The 25,057-nt window shown below is 36.8% G+C and carries 29 protein-coding genes; 14 read left to right on the top strand and 15 right to left on the bottom strand.

The genetic code is table 11. From position 1 onward, the window contains the following. Positions 1 to 44: 44 nt before the first annotated feature. From AC0NJG_RS09710 to AC0NJG_RS09695, 4 genes are all read right to left on the bottom strand, one after another. Positions 45 to 842 (bottom strand): ABC transporter permease, encoded by a 798-nt coding sequence (locus AC0NJG_RS09710; RefSeq protein WP_087995169.1) that lies wholly within the window; start codon positions 840 to 842, stop codon positions 45 to 47. Continuing rightward, the gene (locus tag AC0NJG_RS09705) at positions 826 to 1,485 is read right to left on the bottom strand and encodes an ABC transporter ATP-binding protein (protein WP_087954979.1); all 660 of its coding nucleotides are present in this window, start codon (positions 1,483 to 1,485) and stop codon (positions 826 to 828) included. Before AC0NJG_RS09705 ends, AC0NJG_RS09710 begins: the two co-directional genes overlap by 17 nt. A gap of 54 nt (positions 1,486 to 1,539) precedes the next feature. After that, on the bottom strand, positions 1,540 to 1,713 hold the full coding sequence (locus AC0NJG_RS09700) for an aspartyl-phosphate phosphatase Spo0E family protein (RefSeq protein WP_001103326.1): 174 nt from the start codon (positions 1,711 to 1,713) through the stop codon (positions 1,540 to 1,542). A gap of 230 nt (positions 1,714 to 1,943) precedes the next feature. Then, positions 1,944 to 3,014, bottom strand: coding sequence for an NAD(P)/FAD-dependent oxidoreductase (locus AC0NJG_RS09695; RefSeq protein ID WP_000682074.1), 1,071 nt, complete (start codon positions 3,012 to 3,014; stop codon positions 1,944 to 1,946). Positions 3,015 to 3,366: 352 nt separating this feature from the next. On the opposite strand from AC0NJG_RS09695, the gene AC0NJG_RS09690 reads away from it, so the two are divergent. From AC0NJG_RS09690 to AC0NJG_RS09680, 3 genes are all read left to right on the top strand, one after another. Continuing rightward, the gene (locus AC0NJG_RS09690; protein ID WP_427251923.1) at positions 3,367 to 3,606 is read left to right on the top strand and encodes a YuzB family protein; all 240 of its coding nucleotides are present in this window, start codon (positions 3,367 to 3,369) and stop codon (positions 3,604 to 3,606) included. Positions 3,607 to 3,851: 245 nt separating this feature from the next. Next, positions 3,852 to 4,718: a diaminopimelate epimerase gene (dapF, locus tag AC0NJG_RS09685; RefSeq protein ID WP_000077386.1), complete on the top strand. Its 867-nt coding sequence runs from the start codon at positions 3,852 to 3,854 to the stop codon at positions 4,716 to 4,718. Positions 4,719 to 4,759: 41 nt separating this feature from the next. Next, the gene (locus AC0NJG_RS09680) at positions 4,760 to 5,113 is read left to right on the top strand and encodes a HesB/IscA family protein (RefSeq protein ID WP_000573822.1); all 354 of its coding nucleotides are present in this window, start codon (positions 4,760 to 4,762) and stop codon (positions 5,111 to 5,113) included. A 109-nt stretch (positions 5,114 to 5,222) separates the two neighbouring features. Here the strand turns inward: AC0NJG_RS09680 and AC0NJG_RS09675 are convergent, their stop codons facing one another. Next, on the bottom strand, positions 5,223 to 5,786 hold the full coding sequence (locus AC0NJG_RS09675) for a GNAT family N-acetyltransferase (protein WP_087954977.1): 564 nt from the start codon (positions 5,784 to 5,786) through the stop codon (positions 5,223 to 5,225). 281 nt (positions 5,787 to 6,067) lie between these two features. Between AC0NJG_RS09675 and AC0NJG_RS09670 the strand changes: the two genes are divergently transcribed. Both AC0NJG_RS09670 and AC0NJG_RS09665 read left to right on the top strand, forming a co-directional pair. Then, positions 6,068 to 6,169 (top strand): methyltransferase, encoded by a 102-nt coding sequence (locus AC0NJG_RS09670; RefSeq protein WP_223290772.1) that lies wholly within the window; start codon positions 6,068 to 6,070, stop codon positions 6,167 to 6,169. A 105-nt stretch (positions 6,170 to 6,274) separates the two neighbouring features. Next, positions 6,275 to 6,628, top strand: coding sequence for a YxeA family protein (locus AC0NJG_RS09665; RefSeq protein ID WP_087954975.1), 354 nt, complete (start codon positions 6,275 to 6,277; stop codon positions 6,626 to 6,628). Positions 6,629 to 6,656: 28 nt separating this feature from the next. On the opposite strand, the gene AC0NJG_RS09660 is transcribed toward AC0NJG_RS09665, so the two are convergent. After that, the gene (locus tag AC0NJG_RS09660) at positions 6,657 to 7,118 is read right to left on the bottom strand and encodes a 2-thiouracil desulfurase family protein (protein ID WP_263697953.1); all 462 of its coding nucleotides are present in this window, start codon (positions 7,116 to 7,118) and stop codon (positions 6,657 to 6,659) included. 79 nt (positions 7,119 to 7,197) lie between these two features. Here AC0NJG_RS09660 and AC0NJG_RS09655 point away from each other — a divergent pair, with 79 nt between their 5' ends. Next, on the top strand, positions 7,198 to 8,079 hold the full coding sequence (locus AC0NJG_RS09655) for a helix-turn-helix domain-containing protein (RefSeq protein WP_429681345.1): 882 nt from the start codon (positions 7,198 to 7,200) through the stop codon (positions 8,077 to 8,079). A gap of 17 nt (positions 8,080 to 8,096) precedes the next feature. Here AC0NJG_RS09655 and AC0NJG_RS09650 read toward each other — a convergent pair whose 3' ends face one another. The 3 genes from AC0NJG_RS09650 to AC0NJG_RS09640 form a co-directional block, all read right to left on the bottom strand. Further along, the gene (locus AC0NJG_RS09650; RefSeq protein WP_263697951.1) at positions 8,097 to 9,344 is read right to left on the bottom strand and encodes an MFS transporter; all 1,248 of its coding nucleotides are present in this window, start codon (positions 9,342 to 9,344) and stop codon (positions 8,097 to 8,099) included. Between the two features lie 175 nt (positions 9,345 to 9,519). Then, positions 9,520 to 9,996, bottom strand: a complete 477-nt coding sequence (locus tag AC0NJG_RS09645; protein ID WP_429681344.1) for a GyrI-like domain-containing protein — start codon at positions 9,994 to 9,996, stop codon at positions 9,520 to 9,522. 125 nt (positions 9,997 to 10,121) lie between these two features. After that, positions 10,122 to 11,111, bottom strand: a complete 990-nt coding sequence (locus tag AC0NJG_RS09640) for an NAD(P)/FAD-dependent oxidoreductase (protein ID WP_000829779.1) — start codon at positions 11,109 to 11,111, stop codon at positions 10,122 to 10,124. A gap of 462 nt (positions 11,112 to 11,573) precedes the next feature. On the opposite strand from AC0NJG_RS09640, the gene AC0NJG_RS09635 reads away from it, so the two are divergent. The 5 genes from AC0NJG_RS09635 (at position 11,574) to pepA (ending at position 16,068) form a co-directional block, all read left to right on the top strand. Beyond that, positions 11,574 to 12,782, top strand: a complete 1,209-nt coding sequence (locus AC0NJG_RS09635; RefSeq protein WP_263697949.1) for an NAD(P)/FAD-dependent oxidoreductase — start codon at positions 11,574 to 11,576, stop codon at positions 12,780 to 12,782. Positions 12,783 to 12,905: 123 nt separating this feature from the next. Next, on the top strand, positions 12,906 to 13,412 hold the full coding sequence (locus tag AC0NJG_RS09630; protein WP_103625952.1) for an NUDIX hydrolase: 507 nt from the start codon (positions 12,906 to 12,908) through the stop codon (positions 13,410 to 13,412). After that, positions 13,409 to 13,726 carry a YuiB family protein gene (locus tag AC0NJG_RS09625; RefSeq protein ID WP_000027019.1) on the top strand — a complete coding sequence of 106 codons (318 nt, stop codon included), beginning with the start codon at positions 13,409 to 13,411 and terminating at the stop codon, positions 13,724 to 13,726. Before AC0NJG_RS09630 ends, AC0NJG_RS09625 begins: the two co-directional genes overlap by 4 nt. An 86-nt stretch (positions 13,727 to 13,812) precedes the next feature. Continuing rightward, positions 13,813 to 14,439, top strand: coding sequence for a 3D domain-containing protein (locus tag AC0NJG_RS09620; protein WP_063260536.1), 627 nt, complete (start codon positions 13,813 to 13,815; stop codon positions 14,437 to 14,439). Between the two features lie 144 nt (positions 14,440 to 14,583). After that, on the top strand, positions 14,584 to 16,068 hold the full coding sequence (gene pepA / locus AC0NJG_RS09615) for a cytosol aminopeptidase (protein ID WP_263697948.1): 1,485 nt from the start codon (positions 14,584 to 14,586) through the stop codon (positions 16,066 to 16,068). Positions 16,069 to 16,152: 84 nt separating this feature from the next. Here pepA and cdaS read toward each other — a convergent pair whose 3' ends face one another. After that, positions 16,153 to 16,758, bottom strand: coding sequence for a sporulation-specific diadenylate cyclase CdaS (cdaS, locus tag AC0NJG_RS09610; RefSeq protein ID WP_087954965.1), 606 nt, complete (start codon positions 16,756 to 16,758; stop codon positions 16,153 to 16,155). 143 nt (positions 16,759 to 16,901) lie between these two features. Here cdaS and AC0NJG_RS09605 point away from each other — a divergent pair, with 143 nt between their 5' ends. Then, positions 16,902 to 18,626: a phospho-sugar mutase gene (locus AC0NJG_RS09605; protein WP_087954964.1), complete on the top strand. Its 1,725-nt coding sequence runs from the start codon at positions 16,902 to 16,904 to the stop codon at positions 18,624 to 18,626. 107 nt (positions 18,627 to 18,733) lie between these two features. Further along, complete coding sequence (gene galU / locus AC0NJG_RS09600) at positions 18,734 to 19,621, top strand: UTP--glucose-1-phosphate uridylyltransferase GalU (protein WP_087955269.1); 888 nt, start codon at positions 18,734 to 18,736, stop codon at positions 19,619 to 19,621. Between the two features lie 104 nt (positions 19,622 to 19,725). On the opposite strand, the gene AC0NJG_RS09595 is transcribed toward galU, so the two are convergent. From AC0NJG_RS09595 to AC0NJG_RS09585, 3 genes are all read right to left on the bottom strand, one after another. Further along, the gene (locus AC0NJG_RS09595) at positions 19,726 to 20,562 is read right to left on the bottom strand and encodes a hypothetical protein (protein WP_087954963.1); all 837 of its coding nucleotides are present in this window, start codon (positions 20,560 to 20,562) and stop codon (positions 19,726 to 19,728) included. A 147-nt stretch (positions 20,563 to 20,709) separates the two neighbouring features. Beyond that, positions 20,710 to 21,303, bottom strand: coding sequence for a biotin transporter BioY (locus AC0NJG_RS09590; RefSeq protein WP_048553477.1), 594 nt, complete (start codon positions 21,301 to 21,303; stop codon positions 20,710 to 20,712). A 50-nt stretch (positions 21,304 to 21,353) separates the two neighbouring features. Further along, positions 21,354 to 22,097 carry a DUF3298 and DUF4163 domain-containing protein gene (locus tag AC0NJG_RS09585; RefSeq protein WP_087954962.1) on the bottom strand — a complete coding sequence of 248 codons (744 nt, stop codon included), beginning with the start codon at positions 22,095 to 22,097 and terminating at the stop codon, positions 21,354 to 21,356. A gap of 95 nt (positions 22,098 to 22,192) precedes the next feature. Here AC0NJG_RS09585 and AC0NJG_RS09580 point away from each other — a divergent pair, with 95 nt between their 5' ends. Next, positions 22,193 to 22,576 (top strand): hotdog fold thioesterase, encoded by a 384-nt coding sequence (locus AC0NJG_RS09580; protein WP_001140611.1) that lies wholly within the window; start codon positions 22,193 to 22,195, stop codon positions 22,574 to 22,576. Positions 22,577 to 22,616: 40 nt separating this feature from the next. On the opposite strand, the gene AC0NJG_RS09575 is transcribed toward AC0NJG_RS09580, so the two are convergent. After that, on the bottom strand, positions 22,617 to 23,993 hold the full coding sequence (locus AC0NJG_RS09575) for a glycine--tRNA ligase (RefSeq protein WP_000287154.1): 1,377 nt from the start codon (positions 23,991 to 23,993) through the stop codon (positions 22,617 to 22,619). A 347-nt stretch (positions 23,994 to 24,340) separates the two neighbouring features. Then, the gene (locus AC0NJG_RS09570; RefSeq protein ID WP_087954961.1) at positions 24,341 to 25,054 is read right to left on the bottom strand and encodes a DNA alkylation repair protein; all 714 of its coding nucleotides are present in this window, start codon (positions 25,052 to 25,054) and stop codon (positions 24,341 to 24,343) included. Positions 25,055 to 25,057: the final 3 nt, after the last annotated feature.

Raw genomic sequence — 25,057 nt, 5'->3', positions numbered from 1 at the left:
ACTCACCGAGAAAGGTGCATCATTTACCGAGCAAAAAGCAAGATTTACCGTCCGCCATAGTCAATCTCCTTCAACTGACACCGCTTATTAAAGAAAGTTTTATAGCCAAGCTGTAAAAAGATAATGACAGCAAAAGCGGTACTTCCTGAAATACCAAGTATAATTGCGATTTGATATTGAATGGCTGTAAATGGTGATACACCAGATAAGATTTGACCAGTCATCATGCCCGGTAAGCTTATAATTCCCATTCCGACCATCGAATTGATTGTTGGTAAAATAGCGGAGTCAAAAGCGTCGCGTATGAGCGGAGCAGCGGCTTCTTTCGGTGTGGCACCGAGCATAAGTGCCCCCTCGATTTGACCTCTTTGCGATTTCATATTGTTTAAGAATGTATTTGCACCGAGAGAAACACCTGTCATCGCATTCCCAACTAACATTCCGGTAATCGGAACGATATATTGCGGGGCATACCATGGATCGTGTCCGATAATAACAAAGATAAATAGTAGAAGTGGCCCAATTGATCCGGCGACCATGGAAAGAGCGGCTACTCGTTTTAAGTCTTTTGACATTGGGATGTTGACTCGTTTATAAATATTAAAAATTGCAAAGGTAGTAATAGAAGTAATGAGAGCAATTGTATAAAATGGATTACTATTTTCAAATACGTATGTAAGGACATAGGCAACAAGTACGAGCTGAATCGTCATACGGAACGTTGCGAGCGCGATTTGTTTTTCGCGAGGTATCCCTTTTAATTTCACGAGCCCGATTAAAATAAGAATGAAAATATATGCAGCGGCAAGTTGCCAAATTTGGAGTTCAATCACGCCCTTCAACTGAGAGCACGTCCTTTCTAGTTGCACCGTTTGCTTTACTAATCTCAATAATATCGTCTGCAATTTCTTCTGGAAGTTGTTGCGAGTGTGTGATGAAGATAACGGTTTTTTTCTTTTCTCTTGCTAGCGTAGTAAATTGTTTCATAACGCGTCGTTCTGTATCGCTATCTAGTGCTGAAGTTGGTTCATCTAATAAATAAACAGGTGGATCCATAAGTACGATACGTGCAAAAGCAAGTCGTTGTTTTTCCCCGCCTGATAATGAATTAGCGTTGTCTTCTAAATTTTTTTCTAAGCTAACAATCTTTAATACGCTTTGCAAAATATCATCATTTGGAAAGTTTTTTTCAGAAAGACGAAGTCCCATTAATAGATTGTCTTTAATGGTTCCATCGAAAATAGGTGGCGTTTGCCCAAGCATGACTACGTCACGTCGTAATTGAATAGGGGGATAGTCAGAAATTAATTTTCCGTTATATTCAATTGTTCCAGATGTTGGAGATTGTAAGTCATTTAACATACGGAGCAGTGTGCTTTTTCCGCTCCCACTCTCACCGATTATACATGTGATTTTTTCTTTTTGAATCTGTAAATAAGGAATGTGCAGTATATCTTTATATGTAACGTCTTTTAATATAAACATAGATGGCTCCTTTCTGATTCTAGTTCTATCGTATCAAAAAAGAGAAGGTAACGGTTATAAAGAGCAACGTTTTTTCTTCGTCTTGATTTCTATTAATAAGTTAAGTAAACGATCTAATTCTTGGCTGAAAGAAATTACTTTATGATGAGTGAATCCATATTGTTCAACGAGATGAATCAACTCTTTCTTCTTCGCTTCTATTCGATCGTTTAGTTTCGTTACGTTCATAAGTGAAATGGAATGCCTCCTGTAAAAGTATTTACAACACAAAAAATAAGACCGAATGAATTCGGCCTTAAAGGAAATAAAACAACTTATCAATAGCATACACTGTTTATTGGTAGTTTTTAATATGAAAATGAAAAATAAATCATGATTCATATTGAGAAAGATGTGTCTGATAATTATATTTTAACGAATAAGAGAGGCTGCCTACTTAGTAGACAGCCTGTAAAGTATTAACCGTTATGATATTTGTACATCCAGAGGATACCGGATTTTAATAACCTCGGTACACGTCCCATTAATGGCTGGTTTGCTAGTAAACCAAAGCCATGCTTCTTACCAAGAGAGCCGAGAACACCTTTTAATTTAATGACAGGTAGTTCGTCAGGAAGAGGTTCATTATTCCAACGTTTCAATAATATTTGGACAATTTGTTCTCCTTGCCCTTCAGCAAGTTGTGCAGATGGTGCGTGTGGAAGTGCTGCACAATCTCCTACAACATATACGTGCTCGTTATTTGGAATATTGTGATATTTTGTTAAAACAACCCGTCCGCTACCATCTTGTTCAACTGGAAGGTTTCGAACAACTTCATTTGCTTGAATACCAGCTGTCCAGACAATTGCATCACATTCAAGTGGTTCATCGTGGTTGTACACAATATTTGGCTCTACTTTTGTAATGTTAGAGTTTCGTATGATAGTAACTTTATGTTTTACGAACCATTCTTCTACATATCTACTTAATTTCTCTGGATATGGGAATAGAATTCTATCTTTTCGGTCAAATAAGTAAATTTTTAAATCAGAACGGCTTTCGCGAAGTTCACTTGCAACTTCAACGCCACTTAATCCAGCACCAACGACAGCTACCGTTGCATTTGGTTCTAGACTATTTAATTGTTCATATGTCTTACGTGTTTGTTCAATCGATTGTAGGCTATGTGTATATTCCTTCGCCCCAGGAACGTTATGGTATTTATCCTCACAGCCAAGTCCAATAATTAAATCATCATATTGGATCGCTTCGCCGCCATCGAGATGAACAGCTTTTTCTTCGAGATCAATATTTGTTACTGTGCCGTATTGAATATTGAGGCGTGGGTGTTCAGGAAACGGTATACGAATATGCGTTTCTGAAATAGTACCCGCAACTAATGCATAATATTCAGTTTTGAAGCAATGATATGGTACTTTGTCGATTAATGTCACTTGTACATCATCTGGAAGTTGGTTGCTTGGAAGTAGCCGCTGCAGAATTCTCATTCCACCGTAGCCGCCACCTAATATTACGAGGTGTTTCATGATGGATTACCCCTTTTCTGTTGAAATATCCCCTAATCATAAAATTTTATATTAATAAAATATTTTGACTTTACTCAATCAAATTATATCGAATTTGTGAACAAATAACAATGCATGAATGAATACTCTGTTGTACAATAAGAAGAAAAGTAGAGTAAACTGTTTTTCTTATTTAGTTACCATTTCATCGCAAGTAGCATGTTATATAAAATAAAACCATCTACTTTGAAGTGAAATAGTGAAGTAACTAAATAGTTTAGGATGTATAACGAAAACAACAAGAGACAGCTTAGTTTTCTTCTTATAGATAAAGTCAGAAGGTAATTTGTTTTGTAGTACAGGGGGGAGAATTTTGATTAAACCATTAATTGAATTTTGTGTAGGTAACCTTGCGAGTGGCTCACAAGCAGCTTTAGAGAAATTAGAAAAAGATCCGAATTTAGATGTAATGGAGTATGGTTGTTTAGGATATTGTGGCATTTGTTTTGAAGGACCGTTTGCACTTGTAAATGGTGAAGTTGTACAAGGTGCTACAGTAGAAGAGCTTGTTAATAATGTATATGAGTATTTGGATGGAAATCCAATGTTTTAAGGTGTTGCAATCGGGAGCACCTTTTTCTTTTTCTATTAGATAAAATCTTCTTTCGCATGGGGGGATAATATTGTATGTAAATAAAAAAAGGCCCTTTTAGAAGGGCTTTTTTTCTTACACCATTTGTGCAAGAATGGCTCATCGCCAAATGTTGTCAAATATGAGAAACGGGGGACATTCATATTGTGTTCTAAAAGCGTGCATTTTATACTTAACATAACAAATTATTTTTGGAGTGAATACAAATGAGCCAATTTTCTTTTACAAAAATGCATGGTCTTGGCAACAGTTATATATATGTAAATATGTTTGAAGAACAAATTCCTGAAGAAGATTTAGCTCTTGTGGCGGAAAAGGTTTCAAATATTAATACTGGTATTGGAGCAGATGGAATGATTTTAATTTGTCCATCTGACGTAGCGCCGGTGAAAATGCGCATGTTTAATAATGATGGATCAGAAGGAAAGAGCTGTGGTAACGGTTTACGCTGCGTAGCGAAATATGCGTATGAGCATAAACTAGTAGAAGATACAGTTTTCACAATTGAAACGTTAGCTGGCATCGTAACAGCGGAAGTAACGGTAGAAGAAGGGAAAGTTACATTAGCGAAAATCGATATGGGAGCACCTCGTTTAACACGTGCAGAAATACCGATGCTTGGTGAAGGGGAAACACCATTTATTCGTGAAAACTTCTTATACAATAATCATCGTTATGCATTTACAGCTGTTTCAATGGGGAACCCGCATGCAGTTATTTTTGTTGACGATGTAGAACAAGCACCTCTTACAACACTTGGACCAGTTCTTGAGACACATGAAATGTTCCCGGAACGAGTAAATGTTGAATTTATCGAGATTTTGAATGAGGAAGAGATGAATTTCCGCGTTTGGGAACGTGGATCCGGTGTAACACAAGCTTGCGGAACAGGGGCGTGTGCTGCAGTTGTAGCCTCTATTTTAAATGGAAAGATGGAACGTGGTAAGGAAATTACAGTTCATTTAGCTGGCGGCGATTTAATGATTGCATGGACAGAAGAAGGAAACGTGTTAATGAAAGGACCAGCGGAAGTAATTTGCCGCGGAGTGTATGAGTACAAGATAGAAGCGTAAAGATGTATAATAGAATGAGAACAGAAAGGATGGTGTATTTCATGATTGAAGTTACAGAACAAGCAGCTTTTCAAATTAAAGATATGTTAAAAGATGCTGAAGATGGAGAGAAGTACGTGCGCCTTGCTGTACACGGCGGCGGATGTAGTGGTCTTTCTTACGGCTTAGGATTTGAAGTAGAACCAAAAGAAGACGACACAGTTCTTGAGTTTTTCGGTGTTGAATTTGTTATCGATAAAGAGAGTGCTCCAATTGTTAAAGGAGTAAAAATTGATTATAAACAATCTATGCTTGGCGGCGGATTCACAATTGACAATCCAAACGCAATCGCATCATGCGGATGTGGATCATCTTTCCGTACAGCGACGAATGCTGGTAAGCCAGAAGAGTGCTAAGTTTTTAGCAGGAATAGAAAAAGACCTTTTTAGCGATGGAATAAAATAATCGTTAAAAAGGTCTTTTCTTTTGGCGTAAAAGTCCAATTGGTAATGGCTCATTAAAGTTTTACTTTATCTTTGCATAAATGCAAGTATCAGTTAGTTGCTTGCCGTCAGCTGAAAGATCTTCATTACGTAATATCCCTTCAAGCTCAAAGCCTAGTTTTTCAGGAATCGCACGACTTTTCGTGTTATGAGATTCACATCGTATTTCGATCCTTCTAAAGTTGAATAACTGAAATCCAAGGTTTATTAACGTACTTACTGTTTCGGTCATATAGCCACTGCCACTAAATTGCGTGTTAACCCAGTACCCAATTTCACATTTAGAAACATTCCAATTAATTCGGTGAAGGCTAGCCGTTCCAACAAAATCATTCGTCTCCTTATGGTAGATAAGATAGCGAAAGCTTTCTCTTTTCAAAAAATCTAAATGCGCATTTCTCAGGAGAATTTCCGTTTCTTCAACCGTAGGAATTGACTGGAATAAAGACAACCATGGCTTTAATTCAAGAATTGAATCTTTAATAGCTTCATGTACTACATTCCCTTCACCAGCTTGAAGTGGTGCCCGAAGGATGAGTCTATCTGTTTCTATTTGTAACGGAACATCTAACAAAATGGGATTCATATTATTTCTCCTCTCGAAACCTTTAAATTAGGACAGAATGAAACTTATGTAAAAAACTTTCGCTCAAAAGTTAGAAAACAATAAATACATATTCACTTCATCATTTAGAAATCCCTTTTCATATATTGAAGACGAAACTGCTAGTTGGTACAAAAAATGGCTGCTGAAGTAGCTTTATGTTATTCAACTAATGTATGAGTTAGTTGAATAAGGAATTATTATTTTTCATCTATTTTCTTATGATTTTTGTCTTTTGCATAATTAGAGGTTGGTTTATGTGCATGAAGAAGTTTAACGAAGTGGTAGCAACTCATCCAAGTTTAGAATCCATACTTATTCCAAATGTTGATGGAATAAGTATGGATTCTAAAGTGAAGAAATAATCATTATCTTACAAAAGTGTAATGTTCATGTCATGTTTTTGAATTTCTTCTTTAAGCTCTGGGCTTTAAGATAACAATATAAGAAAAACACATGAGGTGAAGGAAATGAAAAGATACATTGCACTATTTAGTATTTTAGTTGTATTTGCAAGTTTGTTAGTTGGTTGTGATTTAAACCGTATGGGTAAAGATGAGTACTACGTTCAAATTACAGTAGATGGAAAAGAATTTGATAGTAAAGCTAGTAATGGTCAGAAGTTTAAAGATTATGAATATAAGCTGACTGGCTTTGATAAAGACGGTAAAGAGAAAGAATTAGAATTCATAGCTCAAAAAAATCTTCGTAAAGATGCATTCCTACGCGTATACCACTCAGATAAAAAAGGTGTAACAGCTTGGGAAGAAGTGAAAAAAGACGAGCTTCCAGCGAAAGTGAAAGAAAAATTAGGTGCAAAATAAGAAAGAAAAAAGGAATTGACGAACAGGGTCAATTCCTTTTTATATTCTCAAAATCTTCTTCTGAAATAACTGTAAATCCATGTCTTTTGAATAAAGCAGTTGTTACCCCGTAACCAATTTGTTTATTCCCGTTAAATTCTCCAGTGTAAATCGTAGAACTACCACAAGATGGACTACGTTCTTTCAAAATAATATATTCTGGGTGTAAATTTTTAATTTGGTCTAGCGCTTTATAAGCACCACTCACGAAAGATTCCGTGACATCTTCACCGTCTTTTGTCATCACTTTTGCTTTTCCATCTAAAACGTCATCGCCATTCCCGCCGATAATCTCAGCCGAAGGACGAGGCGTTGGTAATCCTCCTAATACTTCAGGACAAATGAGGACTGTATCTTCTTGTTGCAGTAGCTCCTCTATTTTTGAAACGAGATTGTCATTTCCATCATATCGACAAGCGATACCACCTAAACAAGCGCTAATTACGATCATATTTTCATCTCCAATAAAAAATATTAAATAGTACGCCAATTTCTCTTCCTGCCTCTTACTTATAAATGAGGTGATAAAAATGGGAAGCTTATATAACTTAATGAAACCATATAGTGAATTTCGAAGTAAAGAAGAGTTTAATACATATCAAAAACAAGTTTTGAAACATTATCGATTTCAATTAAATAAAACGGATGCTACCATTATTCATTTTTTAGGAAAGTATGCGGTGAATGAGAAACAGAAAACAGTGGGGGTTGCTTGTCCATTAATGGAGACGATTGCTACAAATGTTGAAAAAAGTATTCGTACAGTACGCCGTTCCATTGCAAAGTTAGAGGAATTAGGAATTATAAAGCGTGTCACAACAAAAGAAAGACATAAGCGTGGCGGGTATAGTGCAAACTTATATGTTTTTCTTATATCTGCAATTGACCGCATGGATGACCGTATGAAAATGTCCGCTTGTAAAAGTGAGAATTATGCAGCTGGCTGTAGTAAAAATGAGCAAAAAAGCGCAGGGGAAACAATTCTTTCTAAAAACATTCCACAAATAAAAGAGAATAGAAAAGGAACGTACGAGCTTGATGAGACGTATTGCCGTCACGATATACCGAAGCCTTTTATATATGCACTTCTGCCGATGACGAGTAATCCGAAGAAGATAAATATATTTTGGAGTAAGGTGGAACTTGCATATAAAAAGAGTGGGTTACTAGAGCAAGGTGTTTTACTGGAGCAAATATTAGCTGATGAAGAAGTGTATGGAAATTTCATTTGGCGCGTGAAAAGTGTTGTGAGAGCGTATAAGTACGGAGAAATCCGTAAAAATGTGAAGGCACTTTTATATAGTACAGTGCGGGATTTATTTTTAGAGGTTGGATTAGAATGGGGAGCAGTACTGAGAAGAAGTAAGAGAATACCGTTATTTGATCCGTTTAAAAAGGAGTCATGCGTCTAACACATGACTCCAAGTAGTTAATCAAACTTCCTTACAACTGGAACACGAATTGCTACAAATAGTACGAAGACGATAACGGCGATTGCACCGCTCTTCATAACGGTTACGATTGGAATTCCTATTGCAAGCGCGATTGATGTGAATGCATAAGAAAGCGGGATAAAGCCCATGGATGATAGCATAAGTAAACTCATTACGCGTCCCATCATTTCTTCCTTTACTGTCGATTGAATCATTGCCATAAGCGGAACGATTGCCATTGCGATTGTAATACCATAAAACATGCCAGCCAATAATGCTTGCCATAGTACAGTGCTAAAGTTGATGGATAAGAAGAAGACACCAGACAGTAGCATCATGATAATGCAAAATAGACCGCGTCTACGATTAATATTTTTTAAACCGACAATGACAGCGCCTATCGCCATTCCGCCTCCTACAGATGCTTCTAAGTAACTAAACTGAAGCGAGTCACCGTGCAGAACATTTTTTACGAAAAGCGGGAAACCGACTTGCATCGGACCGATTAAAAATAAGTTTAGAAAGGCGCTACAAATAAGGAAAGTTGAAAGGAATGGTGATTCCTTTACATATAAGATTCCTTCTTTAATAGAAGTGAACATGCTTTTGTCTGTATTTTGCTGCTCTGGCATTGTAAATTGTATTTTTTGAACGAGTATGGCTGCGACGATCAGTAATAAAATCGTAATCGAAAAGATCGTTTCATAGTTCGTAAATTTGATAAGAATGCCGCCAAGTACAGGGCCTAAAATAACCGATGCTTGGTTCGTCATTTGTGTAAGTGAGTTTGCTTGTGTTAAACGGCTTTTTTCTACAAGTTCAGGTAAGATAGATCCATCAGCTGACCAGAAAAAAGCATCAGCAAGTCCAAAGAATAAAGCGAATAAAGCAAATGTATATAGTGTTACATCGCCTACGATGAACCATGTAAGAATAGTCGCGACGAGAATCGCACGAATAATATTAGAATAAAACATAATGTTTTTTTTCGGGAATTTATCAGCTACAGCGCCGCCGATAATCATAAAAATAAGCCTTGGAACACTAAGAGCCACGAAAACAACACCGAGTGAAGCCTCAAGGTTTAATGTTTTTGCTATGTACCACGTTTGTGAAAAAGTAAAAAAGGCTAAAGCAAAACTTGAAAAGAGTGTAGCTGCCCAAAGAAAAAGGAAATTCGTATTTTTTAATAACGGTTTTCCGCTTCCCTCTAAAGCAGATTTATTTTGTTGTAGTTCTTCCATATTGCTTCCTTTCTATGCGACAAATTTAAACTAAAAAACTTGTTAACAATCACTTTATACAGTTTCTAATATTTCTATACTGCACTTTCTCATTGTAGACAATAATAATGAATTTGCACAGTGGCTATTTAACGACAAAAAAGAAGATACCAAATGGTATCTTCTTTTTTGTCGTTCAGGCTAATGCAATATAAATATCCAATTGAACGTTGTTTGGATCTAACGCTCTTTCATCATAAAGCTCAAAGTCTGTTGTAAAAGCACGCTTGTTTTCTTTTGACCATTTCCAAATATATTCCCAAGCCTCGCAAATGACTTCAGCAACTGGTCCTTTTCTCGTTGTAAATACCGCATACGTAGCGGCAGGTATTGTTAAAGTTGTCATATTTTCAGGCACGTCTTCTAATGAAGAAACGGGCATACCGATTGTAAATTGATATGTACCAGTTTCGTCTGATTCGTAATTGGAGTAGAAAGCGAATGTTTCTTTCGTTTGTTGATTTGGGATGTGATGCATCATTTGTTCTTGGAAGTAGCGGTTCCAAAGCCCCGGAATTTTTCCTTCAGTAGATGCCTCTATTTCATTTGTCGTCTTAATTGAAACGCCGATTGCTTGGAACGCTTCTTTTTTTACGATAGTAGGTTCTTTCATTTTAAAATATCCCCCTTATTATATAGAACGTTTGTTCTTGTTTATTGTAACATATTTTGGAAGTGAACGGTAGCACAATAAAAAAAGAACTCCTTCGTATAAAAGGAGTTCTTTTCATTTCTATATTAAAACATACTAGAGCTGTGCATCGGTTGAAGTTTTGCGTTTGGATCGAAGTAAGCTTTCGCATTGTTTACCGCTGTTGGTGCTTCACCGAAGCCGCAAGCAATGAGTTTTACTTTTCCTTCATATGTACAAATGTCACCAGCAGCGTAAATGCCAGGAATATTTGTTTCCATTTTTGAGTTCACGAGAATGCTGTTTTTTTGTATATCTAAGCCCCAGTTTTTAATTGGGCCAAGGGAAGAAACGAAGCCGTAGTTTACGATTACATCATCAACATCGATGATAATTTTTTCTTCCGTTTTTACATGCTGAAGAACGACTTGTTCAATTTTGTCATCACCAATGAGTTCTACTGGAACGTACGGTGTGCTTACTTCTGCACGAGAGTTCATTAAGCTTTCTACGCTATGTTCATGTGCACGGAATTTATCACGGCGATGAACGATTGTAACTTTGTCAGCGATCGGCTCTAACATCATTGTCCAATCAACAGCTGAATCGCCGCCGCCAAATACTACGACGCGCTTACCAGCAAATTTATTCATATCATCAACGAAATAATGTAAGTTTTTCTTTTCGTACTTTGCTGTCCCTTCTAATTCTAAGCGGCGTGGTTGGAAAGCTCCATTGCCAGCAGTAATAATTACTGATTTAGAATAGTGAGTTTGCTTATTCGTAACAAGTTTAAATATACCATCAGCTTGTTTCTCAAGCGTATCAACAGCTTCTTCTAAACAAACGGTTGGATCAAATTTCTTCATTTGCTCTTTTAAGTTATCAACTAATTCTTGTGCACGCACTTTCGGGAATCCAGCTACATCATAAATGTATTTTTCAGGGTAGAGTGCGGATAATTGTCCTCCAAGCTGAGGTAAGCTTTCAATGATTTTTACACTTGCTTGTCTCATACCGCCATAAAATGCTGTGAATAGTCCTGTTGGACCACCACCAATAATTGTTATGTCGTAAACTTTTTGATTTTCTGCCACTTTCATTCCCCCTATAGATGGAATTTTGATATTGATTTCATATATTGTTCATATGTACACGAAAATCCTGCAAATGATGACACTTTCAAATAAATGATAGCATATTTGAGTTCATAATACTTCTGAAAACGACTGAATTGTGTGTAAGTTTCCGCATAGATGCTTTTTACATTGTATAAAATATACAGAAAGGAAAATACATGAAAAAAAGGCTGAAAAACCCTTGAAAACGCTATGTTATTTTAAAATATTGATAATTCTCCAGACGCTTGAATTCTGGAATAAAACCGACTAATATAGGGAAGTATTATGTTAAATTTCTATGACAAAATTCGTACGATTTTTTGACTGCGTTTTGTTATGATATAGAATGTGATAAATTCCACATTCTTGACAAATAGAGTTTTTAGTACTTGGTATTATTTTTCATTACTATTATATAAAGAAAAGGGTTGTGATTTGGTGAAGACTCCAAAAATCGTAGTTTTAGGTGCAGGTTATGGCGGGATGATTACGACTGTTCGTCTGCAAAAAGCATTATCTGTAAATGAAGCTGAAATTACGTTAGTAAACAACAACAGCTATCACTACCAAGCGACTTGGTTACACGAGAGCGCAGCTGGTACATTACAAGATGAAAAAATCTGTCTAGATATTCAAGACGTTATTGATACAAATAAAGTGAACTTTGTACAAGATACAGTAGTAGAAATTAAAGCTGCTGAAAAACGCATCATCTTAAAAGATGGCGAGTTAGAGTATGATTACTTAGTAATCGGTCTTGGTTTCGAATCAGAAACGTTCGGAATTACAGGATTAAAAGAGCACGCATTCTCAATCGCTAACATTAATGCAACTCGTGAAATTCGTGAGCATATGGAAGCTAGTTTCGCTAAATATGCAGATGAAAAGCGCGATGAGTTAGTAACAATCGTTGTTGGTGGTGCTGGATTTACTGGTATCGAGTACGTAGGTGAGCTTGCAAACCGTGTTCCTGAACTTTGCAAAGAGTACAATGTACCACGTGAAAAAGCACGTATCATCTGTGTAGAAGCTGCTCCAACAGCACTTCCAGGTTTCGATCCAGCATTAGTAGAATACGCTGTGAAACAACTTGAGAAAAAAGGCGTAGAATTCCGCATCGGTACAGCAATTAAAGAAGCAACTGAAGAAGGTATTATCGTTGCGAATGGCGATGATACTGAATTAATTAAGTCTGAAACAGTAGTTTGGGCTGCAGGTGTTCGTGGTAACGGTATTGTGGAAGAGTCTGGCTTTGAAGCAATGCGCGGACGTGTAAAAGTTGATGAGTACATGCACGCTCCAGGATACGAAGATGTATTCATGGTTGGTGACGCAGCGTTAATCATTAATGAAGAAATTAACCGTCCATACCCACCAACAGCACAAATTGCAATTCAACAAGGTTACAACATTGCACACAACTTAACTGTGCTAGTTCGTGGTAAAGGCGAAATGAAGAAATTCGCATTCGATAATAAAGGATCTGTATGTTCTTTAGGTCATGACGATGCAATGGGCGTTGTTATGGGCAAAAAGTTAACAGGTTGGAAAGCTTCTTTCATGAAGAAAGTTATCGATAACCGTTACCTATTTTTATTAGGTGGACCTTTATTAGTTCTTAAAAAAGGTAAATTAAAGTTCTTTTAATATATAGTAGAAAAAGCAGAAACGGCTAAGAGCTGTTTCTGCTTTTTTCATTTAAAAAATATAGTATAATATATAAAAAAGAAAGAATATTCTGTCCGTTCTAATAGAGGAGGGTATTACATCATGGAGAAGAGAGGAAAAGTATGGTTAGCTGTCAGTGGCCTAGTAGCTACAAAAGATGGCAGGTGGCTATTCGTTAAGAAAAAATATAGTGGATTAAAGGGGAAATGGTCTTTACCGGCTGGTTTTGTAAATGAAGGTGAGACCGTTGATGAAGCTGTGAAACGCGAAGTGTTAGAAGAAACAGGTATTGTCGCTCATGTGAAGGGAATCATTGGTGTTCGATCGGGCGTAATTCGCAATGAGATTAGTGATAATATGATTATTTTCCTTTTGGAACCTGAAGGGGAAAATATTATTGTACAGGAGAAGGAATTGTCTGAAGTAGCATTTCTACATCCAGATACGATTGCGGACGATCCAAATACGTCTGTGCTTATTACATATTTGTTAGAAAGAAAATCAGAATTATATCTTGAAATGGACAAAACATTAAATCCAGGAGAGCAGTTTGGTTATACAGCCTATCACGTATTTACGGCGCATACGAAGGAGAGGGAGAAAGAGTGAGTATACCGGTACTACTTATTTCAATGATGTTATTTTTTATTTTGTTTTTTGGAATTGGATTTTTACTCAACATGATATTGCGAGCGACATGGGTAATGGTTATTGTGTATCCGATTGTTTGCATGCTTATTATTAATAAGGCAAGTGTGTGGGATTATTTTTCAAAGCCAAAAGAAACATTTTCTTCATTTGGGACAAGTGTATCGCATTTAGGACAAGCAGATGTGTTTATTTTATCTACTGGATTGGTTGGTGCTGCTTTAGCAGGAATCGTAATTAAGAAACTTCGGAAAAGCGGATATCAAATGTTTTAATCTCCAATGCAATTGGAGATTATTTTTTTGCATATTCCTTCATCGTATAGGGAATGATTAACGATGAAGGAGTGTGGAATATAAAAATGTTAAAACGATATTGTATTCGCATTATGATGACTTGTTTACTTGTATCCGCATTATGCGTAACATGGAATGCTTTCACAGGAGTTTCTTTATTAGAGATTGTAAAGAAATATGAGGGAACGAGTGCAAAAGAAGTACATGCAGCAGAAGTTAAGAGAAATGTTGCTCCGAGTAAAGAAGTGATAAATGCTTTAGAACAGGCAAACGACTGGTCTAAATATCGTTCAATTGAAATGACGGCAACAGGTTATACGTCGGGAATTGAGTCAACTGGTAAGAGGCCGGGACATCCGGAGTATGGTATTACATATTCAGGTGTTAAGGCGAAAAGGGATTTATATTCCACAATCGCAGCAGACTTACGCGTATTCCCAATTGGAACAATTTTATTCGTACCAGGTTATGGGTATGGGGTAGTAGCTGATAAGGGCGGTGCAATAAAAGGAAACCGTCTGGATCTATATTATGATACGGTGAAAGATGTTTATAGCCAATGGGGTAAGAAAAAAGTAAATGTGTATGTAGTGAAAGTTGGAAATGGTAAGTTTTCAGAAGAAGAGTTAACGATGTTAAATCAAGATGAAACGATGCAAGTGTTTCGCGGTCAATATTTAAAACAAAGATAGTCTAGTGTTAATTACGCTAGACTTTTTTTATTTTATAAAGTAGGAAGGCGATTATGTATAAAATAACAGAAGTTAGAATTGTCGCATTTTATCGAAAATAAAGTTATAATAAAGGTAGAGTAGAGAAATTTAGGGGGTCTGAACATGTTTTACGTACAAAAAGAATTAGCAAGCCATGAAGCGGTGATTGTTGCCTTATTTGAAGAAGAGAAAACGAGTAGTTTTGTACAAGAGCTGGACAAAGCGTTTGAAGGACAATTACAAGTTTTATTAGAAGAGAAAGAACTTTCTACGAAGAAGAAAGCTATTTCAAAAGTACATAGTTTAGGAAAAACAGATGTAAAACGTTATTATTTTGTTGGTTTAGGTAAGAAAGAATCTTATACGACAGAAACATTACGTGCGGCTCTTGGTAAGGCATTTAAAACACTGCAAGTAGCAAAAGTACAAGATGCAGCAATCTTACTTGATTCTTTCGTAACGGAGAAATTAGACGCGATTGATGTCGCTCATATTGCAGCAGAGGTACAAGGCCTTGGTACATATGAGTTACAAACGTATAAATCAGATAAAAAGGATCGTGTAGAGTTAGAGAAGTTCACGGCTATTACAGCGGAAGATACACAAGAAATTGAAGCCGCATTAACAGTTGGCTACGTACATGGACGTGCAACAAATTCAGCTCGTACACTTGTAAATATGCCCCCAAACGTATTAACAGCGACAAAGCTTGCTGAGTATGCTGTTGAGTTAGCTGAGAAGTATGATATGGATTATAAAGTTCTTGAGAAAGAAGAGATGGAAGATCTTGGTATGGGTGCGTTGCTTGCAGTAAACCAAGGTAGTGTAGAGCCACCAAAAATGATCGCTCTTATTTATAAAGGAAAAGAAGAGTGGACAGATGTAATTGGATTCGTTGGAAAAGGAATCACATACGATACAGGCGGTTATTCTTTAAAACCACGTGAAGGCATGGTCGGTATGAAAGGTGATATGGGCGGTGCAGCTGCTGTATTAGGTGCGATGGAAATTATCGGTGAGCTTCGCCCAGAGCAAAATGTGATCGCTGTTATTCCATCAACAGATAACGTTGTAAGTGGTACAGCATTTAAGCCAGACGATGTAATCACATCTATGAGTGGAAAAACAATTGAAGTATTAAATACAGATGCAGAAGGTCGCTTAGCATTAGCTGACGGTATTACGTATGCGAAAAAATTAGGTGCAAACTATCTGATTGATGTTGCGACATTAACAGGTGGTGTAATTGTTGCACTTGGAAATCATACGACGGGTGCAATGACAAACAATGAAGAGTTGTTTGAGCAAGTGCTAGAAGCATCTATGGAAACAGATGAATCAATTTGGCAATTACCGATTTTTGATCGTGATAAAGAGCGCGTGAGAAACAGTAAGTTTGCTGATTTAAATAACTCACCAGGACGCGAAGGACATGCGGTTATGGCTGGTACATTCCTAGGTGAATTTGCTGAAGATACACCTTGGGTACACTTAGACATCGCTGGAACATCTGAATCATCAGGAGCGCATGATTTAGGACCGGCTGGAGCGACAGGTGCAATGGTACGTACACTTGCAACACTTGTTGAACGTTTCGGAGAAGAATAATTTGTTGAAGAAAAGGCTGTCTCGAATGTTTGAGACAGCTTTTTCTTTTTGTATAAATGGATTTATTCTACATGTTCATTTGTCTTATAAAGAAATCGTATATAAAGTCCCGTTTAAAGCAAAGGAAGTGCGGCCCGTTTCTTCAGACACAACTAAAATAAGTGCATCGCTATTTTCTGATAAGCCAATTGCAGCTCTGTGACGTGTTCCAAGTTCAGGATCAACTTCTGTGCTTTTCGTTAATGGAAGAATATTAGCAGCTGAAACAATATGATTATTTTTAACGAGAACGGCTCCGTCATGAAGAGGGTTACCTGGATAAAAAATCGATTCGAGCAGTGGTGCGGTTAAATGAGCGTTTAACGTTGTTCCAGTTTGAATACAAGATTCAAGTGTCTCGTTTCGTTCCACAACAATAAGGGCACCATGTTTTCTGGCACTTAAATGTTGAACAGCTGTTGTAATGAACTGTGAGCTTTCTGTATAAGGTGATAAATACGCTTGAATATAGTATGTAGCTGCCAGTGTTTGTACATTTGCTAACATATGATGAATATCTTCCATCTTGCACAAAATACATTCATCTTCTTTATCAATTGCTTGCCTCATAATTGATAATTCTTTTTCAGCAATTTCAATCATTTGCTTTGTTTGTATTTTGAGCTCTTCTGACAATCCCCATTCTTGCATAATCCTCATTCCCTTTAGTGGAGTATTTAATCATAGTGTATACAAATATTCCTAGTAAAATCCTGTTAGATTGTAAAAAATATTGAGATACAGGTTGTTTTTTTCATATAATAAAGGTATGACAAGCGAGAGGAGATAGAAGTATGAACTGGAAACAGGAATTTAGTCGCTGGCTTTCATATGCAGAGTTAGAAGCAGAACTAAAAGAACAGTTAGAAAATATGAAGCAAGATGAGAAAAAAATCGAGGACAGCTTTTATAAAAATCTAGAATTCGGCACAGGTGGTATGCGTGGTGAACTTGGTGCTGGTACGAACCGTCTGAACGTATATACAGTTCGTAAAGCGACACAAGGATTAGCGAAGTTTATTGAAAAGTTAGGTGAAGAAGCGAAGAAGCGTGGTGTTGTTGTAGCGTATGATTCTCGTCATAAATCACCTGAGTTCGCAATGGAAGTTGCTGCTACACTAGGTGCACACGGCATTACAACATATGTGTTTGAAAGCTTACGTCCAACGCCAGTGCTTTCTTTCGCAGTTCGTCATTTACATACAGTGAGTGGAATCGTTCTTACGGCAAGCCATAATCCGCCTGAATATAACGGTTATAAAGTATACGGTGAAGATGGTGGGCAGTTGCCTCCAAAAGAAGCTGATGAATTAATTAGCTACGTGAACGCAGTAGAGGATGAATTAACAGTTGAGGTTGCTAATGTGGAGCAATTAAAAGCTGACGGTTTATTACATATTATTGGACAAGAAGTAGATGATGCATATGCTGCAGAATTGAACAATGTCATTATTAATAAAGAAATGGTACAAAAGGTTGGGAAAGACTTAAAAATCGTCTTCACACCACTACACGGAACATCAAATATTTCTGTACGCCGTGGTTTAGAAGAAGTTGGATTTACAGATGTAACAGTTGTAAAAGAGCAAGAGTTACCAGATCCAAACTTCTCTACAGTAAAATCACCGAACCCAGAAGAGCATGCAGCATTTGAATATGCAATTCGTGACGGTGAGAAGGTAGGCGCAGATGTGTTAATCGCAACGGATCCTGACGCAGACCGCCTTGGTGTAGCAGTTCGTAATCACGATGGTGAGTTCCAAGTATTAACTGGTAACCAAACAGGTGCATTAATGCTTGATTACTTATTATCTCAAAAGAAAGAAAACGGAACGCTACCAGAGAACGGTGTTGTATTAAAAACAATCGTAACGTCTGAAATTGGTCGTACAATCGCGAAAGCATACGGTTTAGATACAGTTGATACGTTAACTGGATTTAAATTTATCGGTGAGAAAATTAAACAGTATGAAGAAAGCGGACAATACGAATTCCAATTCGGTTATGAGGAAAGCTATGGTTATTTAATCCGTCCATTCTGCCGTGATAAAGATGCAGTACAATCTGTTCTATTTGCATGTGAAGTAGCTGCGTACTACAAATCACAAGGTAAAACGTTATACGATGGTCTATTAGAAGTGTTTGAGAAGTACGGTTTCTTCCGTGAAGATCTTGTATCGTTAACGCTAAAAGGAAAAGATGGAGCGGAACAAATCCAAGAAATGATGGCAACATTCCGTGAAAATCCTCCGAAAGAAGTAGCGGGCTTAACAGTTGTAGCAGTTGAAGACTATAAAGCGAGCATTATTACATCTTTACAAGATGGACATAAAGAAGAGATTCACTTACCGAAATCAAATGTGTTAAAATATCAATTAGAAGATGGTTCTTGGTTCTGCCTACGTCCATCTGGAACTGAACCGAAGATTAAGTTCTACTTCGGTGTTCAAGATAATTCTTTACAAAATAGTGAACAAAAGTTACTTACTATTAAAGAAGATATTATGAATCGTTTATAATATAAAGTAATTTTAAGTAGTAGGAAACAAAAGGGAGCGAAACCTCCCTTTTGTTTTATGTAGGAAATGATTGCTATTGATTCCGACAGGAGAGAGGGTATTTTGTGATGAAAAAAGTAAGAAAAGCGATAATCCCAGCAGCTGGATTAGGGACACGTTTTTTACCAGCAACGAAAGCAATGCCGAAAGAAATGTTACCGATTGTTGATAAACCAACTATCCAATACATTGTAGAAGAAGCAGTAAAATCAGGAATCGAAGATATTATTATCGTTACTGGTAAAACGAAGCGTTCTATTGAAGATCATTTTGATAATGCATTTGAGTTAGAGCAAAACTTATTAGAAAAGAAAAAGTATGAATTACTTGAAAAAGTACAGGCTTCTTCAAAAATGGTAGACATTCACTATATTCGTCAAAAAGAACCAAAAGGATTAGGTCACGCTGTTTGGTGTGCACGTAAATTCATTGGTGATGAGCCATTCGCTGTTTTATTAGGTGATGATATCGTTCAAGCTGAAAAACCATGTTTACGTCAATTAATTGAAGAATATGATAAAACGCTTTCTTCTGTTATTGGTGTACAAACGGTTCCAGAAGATGAAACACACCGTTACGGAATTATCGATCCGTTAGAGCAGGAAGGACGTCGTTACCAAGTTCGTAATTTCGTTGAGAAACCAGCAGCAGGTACAGCACCTTCAAACTTAGCAATTATGGGACGTTACGTTTTAACACCTGAAATCTTCATGTTCTTAGAAGAGCAACAAGTTGGTGCTGGTGGCGAAATTCAGTTAACAGATGCGATTCAAAGCTTAAACGAAATTCAACGTGTATTCGCTTACGACTTCGAAGGAAAGCGCTACGACGTAGGTGAAAAGTTAGGATTTGTTCAAACAACAATCGAAATGGCACTGCAACACCCAGAATTACGTGATGACATGGTTACGATGATGAAGAAAATTTTAGAAGAACAAACGAATCAAGAGTCTTAATATAATGATATAATCCCCTGTTGGATGGGCGGTAAAAGAACGTATTTACTGCTTAATCTAAAAGGGGATTTTTTGATAAAAAAGACACTCTGGAGAGAGTGTCTTTAATTTTTATCAGTAGGCTTTAGCTCATTAGCTTTGGATTTAATTTCATCAGTAATAGCGATATTAATATTTCCAGCTGCTTTTTTGTATTCTTGAATCAATGCATTAACATTTTGATTAAATGAAATTAAGCTGCCACTTGGAGATTGGGCTTGTTCGTTAAGCGCTGTAATAATCCCGTATATTTTTTTATATTCTTCATAGGTTTCTTTATACTTATTAGGCTGTTCTTTTGCGGCTTCAGAGACTAACTTTAAATCATTTCCCATTGTGCTATAAAACGTATCAACAGTTGTAATCATTCCGTCAATTTCTGTTCTCTTAGAACTTAGTGCATTATTGAAGTCTTGTCTTTTATCTATTGCACTTGACCATGTAGTTGAATACTCGGATAATACGTAAGATGCTGCATATTTAAAGGTGTTTATATTATTATAAAAAGATGCTGCGGCAATTAAGTAATTAGCTTCTTTTTTCTTTTGGGCTTGAAGAGCTTGGTATTCCTCTTCTATATTTGTTACTTTTGTTATCGTAAAGAGTAGAACGATAATGGATATAATTGATGTAACAAATAATATTATAGATGTTACTAAAGATTTTTTTGCTGGCAATTTTCGTACTTTCTTAATTACCCCAATAACAATAAAGATTAAAGTCGCGCATAAACTAGCTATAGTAAGAATTAAAAAGAAAAATGCTAGGCCGTTTCCAAAGGTATACGACATTCCCAACTCACTATTTCCGTATAATTTGTAACCGATACTCATACTTAGTATGAAAAATAAAGATAGTACTCCGACACTTATTTTAATAAGTGTATTTTTTGATAGATTCACTGATTTTCCTCCAAAACATTGTTCTAATTAGATGTGTAAATATAAGATTTGCTGAATTAGCATAACAAAAATCATTTCTAATATGTGTCGTATATTGTCGAAAATAAAAAAAGAGTTATCTTAACATAGTAAGATAACTCTTTTTTATTATGAAATCGTCGAATGAGAATGCTGATAAGCGGAACGACGTACAGCATAGTATATACGAGGTGCGATAATAGCACCGATAATGGTAAATGCAATATCTTTTACTGCGAACCACATCATAATCATCCAAGCAGCTTTATAGCTCATATTACCACCCATGAAAAGATTGACTGCCCCGTACATGTAAGTAGTACCGATAATATACGTTAAAATGATTCCTGTGAAAGAGGCAATTGCAAATGTACGAAATGTCGGTCGTTCCTTTTGTTCTACTAATTTTCCTGATACGTAAGCAACGATAATAAATGCGATAATAAAACCACCAGTAGGATCTAAAAGTGCTCCAAATCCAGCTTTGAAGTTAGCGAAGATTGGCGCACCTGCTACTCCAACAAGCATATAAACCGTCATTGATAATGCGCCAAGTCTACTTCCAAGAAGAAGCCCTGCTAAAATTGCGAAAAATGGTTGCATAGATAGTGGGACGCCCGCTATTTGTAAGAATGGTGCCCAAGATACAATATTTGCACCAATGGCCATAAGAGCAACGAACATGGCAGCTAATGCTAAATCTAAAACATGAAATCTTCTCATAATGTTAACCTCCTGTTGTTTTTAGGTTAACATTATCGTAGCGAAAAGATTTACTTGTTGTCAATTAAAATAGTTTGATAAGACGGCTTCAAATAGTCTCTTAACAACGTATACGGAATACGAAATTGCGGAATTCCACTTGAATAAGGGGCAATCTCATATAAAGGGAAATAAATGACGAGATTGTCCGGTTCTAAAAAGAAGTGGAACTTTTTCGTGCTCATGACTTTTTCAGATGCATCAGGAAAATAAATACTTTCATTTTGTTTAATTTGTCTTACAATCTCAGCACGAATTACTTCTTTGTATGCATCTTTTTGTTGAAATAAATCGTCTAAGTGTAGTAACTTTTTTTCGTTTAAATCGAATGTGTTTGCCTTCCACGTATACAGACCATGTGCTCCGCCTGTATATTGATAGTAATTCAAATATAGGCTAAGAAAAGGTGGTTTATTTAAAGAGACTTTATAATCTACATTCGCCACGTACGGATGAAATGGTGTACTTGACCCTTCTGTTTCTTTATAATATTTTTTTGCGTCTTTTTCTAATTTGGTTTTAAATTTGTCAGTAGATTTTTTGTAATAGAAATTGAGCTTATTTTGAAATTTAGAATCGGAAAAGTTATGAAAAGAAGGTCTGTTAATTTGATATTCTATATAAGGTTTCTTACCTTTTTGCGTGACAGTCTGAACATCGATTGTCAGGTTGGATGCTTTGGCTGCTAGTGCACAATTTGGTACAATAGTCAGCAAGGAGCACATAAGCAGTAATATACAAAATTTCTGTTTCATTTAGGTGAAACCTCCTTATATAAGTGTTATAAGTAGTTTGAAAATAAATAGGTAAAATTATACATTTTATTAAAGTAAGAGAAGGGGGAAACGATATGGCAAAAACTTTAATGGATTCACTTGGAATTGAGTTGTTAGAGATGACAGAAGATAAGGTGGTTGCTACAATGCCCGTAGATGAGCGTACGCATCAGCCATTTGGATTTTTACATGGTGGTGCTTCTGTTGCGTTGGCGGAAACAGTAGCAAGTGTCGGTTCATACAATTTAATTGATCAAGAGAAATGTATTTGTTTCGGTTTAGAGATTAATGCAAATCATATTCGCTCAAAGAAAGATGGAATTGTAACAGCGATCGGAACACCGATACATAGAGGAAACTCAACGATGGTTTGGGATGTACGTATCATTGATGAGAATGACGATTTATTATGTATTTCAAGATGTACAGTAGCAATTAAAGAAAAACGTGAAAAGTAAAAAAAGAGGCGCTCATTAGAGCAGCCTCTTTTTCTTATAATTAGAACTGGATTTTCTTCTCTAAGAAACCTTTTAGTTCGCTAATTGGCATACGAACTTGTTCCATTGTGTCACGGTCACGTACTGTAACAGCTTTGTCTTCAACTGAGTCGAAGTCGTAAGTAATACAGAATGGTGTACCGATTTCGTCTTGACGACGGTAACGTTTACCGATAGAACCAGTTTCGTCAAAGTCTACCATGAAGTCTTTAGCTAGTTCTGCGAATACTTCAGTAGCACCTTCAGATAGCTTTTTAGATAATGGTAAGATAGCTGCTTTGTATGGTGCTAAAGCAGGGTGGAAACGAAGAACTGTACGAGAATCGTTTTCTAATTGCTCTTCTTCATATGCATCACATAAGAATGCTAATGTTACGCGGTCAGCACCTAAAGATGGCTCGATGCAATACGGTACGTAACGCTCATTCGTTTGTGGATCGATATAGTTAAAGTCTTCGTTAGAGTGTTCCATGTGACGTTTTAAATCGAAGTCTGTACGAGATGCAACGCCCCATAGTTCGCCCCAACCGAATGGGAATTTAAATTCAATATCAGTTGTTGCGTTACTGTAGTGAGATAACTCCTCTTCACCGTGGTCACGAAGACGCATGCTTTCTTCAGTCATACCAAGTGAAAGTAACCAGTTCTTACAAGTTTCACGCCAGAATGCGAACCACTCTAAATCTTCACCAGGCTTACAGAAGAATTCAAGTTCCATTTGTTCGAATTCACGTGTACGGAATGTGAAGTTACCAGGCGTGATTTCGTTACGGAAGCTCTTACCGATTTGGCCAATACCAAATGGAAGTTTTTTACGCATAGAGCGTTGTACGTTTTTGAAGTTTACGAAAATACCTTGTGCTGTTTCAGGACGAAGGAAGATTTCGTTTGTGCTAGACTCTGTAACACCTTGGAATGTTTTGAACATTAAGTTGAACTGACGGATTTCAGTGAATTCTTCACTACCGCAATCAGGACATTTTACTTCATGTTCTTTCATTAAGTCAGCCATTTGGTCGAAAGTAAGACCGTCAACAACCATTTCGATGCCTTTTGCATCTAATGCATCTTCAATTAATTTGTCAGCACGGTGACGCGCTTTACATTTTTTACAGTCGATCATTGGATCGTTGAAGTTACCAACGTGACCAGAAGCGATCCAAGTTTTTGGGTTCATTAAAATAGCTGCGTCTAAACCAACGTTGTATGGAGATTCTTGAATGAATTTTTTCCACCAAGCTTTTTTAACGTTATTTTTTAATTCGATTCCAAGTGGACCGTAATCCCAAGTGTTTGCAAGACCACCGTAAATTTCAGAACCAGGGAAAACGAAACCGCGATGTTTCGCTAAGTTTACTACTTGTTCCATTGAATACATAAGAAAATCCTCCTTTTGAAAGTTAACGTATTGGCGATGACGTGCTCAGGTGACTTGTGAAACGAGCAGTATATGCTTTGAAAAACATAAAAAAACGCTCATCCCAAGGCTTCATTGCCTAGGGACGAGCGTTTGCCCGCGGTTCCACCCTAGTTGATACACAAAAGGTGCATCCACTTTATCACGTATTGCTCGAGACTGCCGTTTCCTTGCAGCTTCAGGCTTTCACTATCCCTGAATCGCTTTTTGTGCAAGTACTTATAAGTCCGTCATCGCTACTTATATTAATAATAATGAACATATTCTAACACGTTCTTTTTTAAATCTCAATAGAGGAACGCGTCTATCTATGATAGAGTCTCGCCTATTTTTTCGTTATTTATTCCGTAATTTTGTTTAATATGCTTAATTGCTTCGCGCTTACTAAGCGGGGCAAGCTCGTTATTTTGCACGTATTCCCAAACGACATCGGGCTTTGTTTTTGCATATTCGCGAAGCACCCATCCGATCGCTTTTTGAATGAAAAATTCTTTTGAAGAATGTAGTTGTCCAATAACCCAAAAAAGAAGTTCTTCATCCATCTTTTGTTTATATTTTAGCTGGAATAAAATAGCGGCGCGTTGTAACCATATGTTATCTGATGCAATCCATTTTGGAATATAGGCAGAAATCAATTCTGGATGTTGTAAAAAGATATTACCTAAAAATGTAGGGACGATGCTATCGACAGTGTCCCACCAAGATTTTGTTACAATCAGTTCTTCTAAGAAGGGGATCTGTGTTTCGTTTATATGCTTTTTATATTTTTGCATTATATCGAGTGCGGCTGCCTGAAATTCTCGTTCTGGTAAATCCCAAAGCTCACGTACGATAATCTGGAAGTCTTTTGGATCTGGGAGAGTATGTATTTGAATGACATCTTTCAACAATTGTCTTCTCTCGGGAGTTTGAATACCGAGAAACGGGAAGTGATTTTTCATGTAACGTGCCATCGGTTCTGCTTTTTCAGGATTGTTATGAGCTGTGAAATGCTCTTGTAATGCTTGTACAAATGGGTGCATAGG

It is taken from the genome of Bacillus sp. SSR7 (assembly GCF_055902415.1).
The sequence above is the reverse complement of the archived record's forward strand: the minus strand, read 5'-3'. Positions and strand labels throughout refer to the sequence as shown.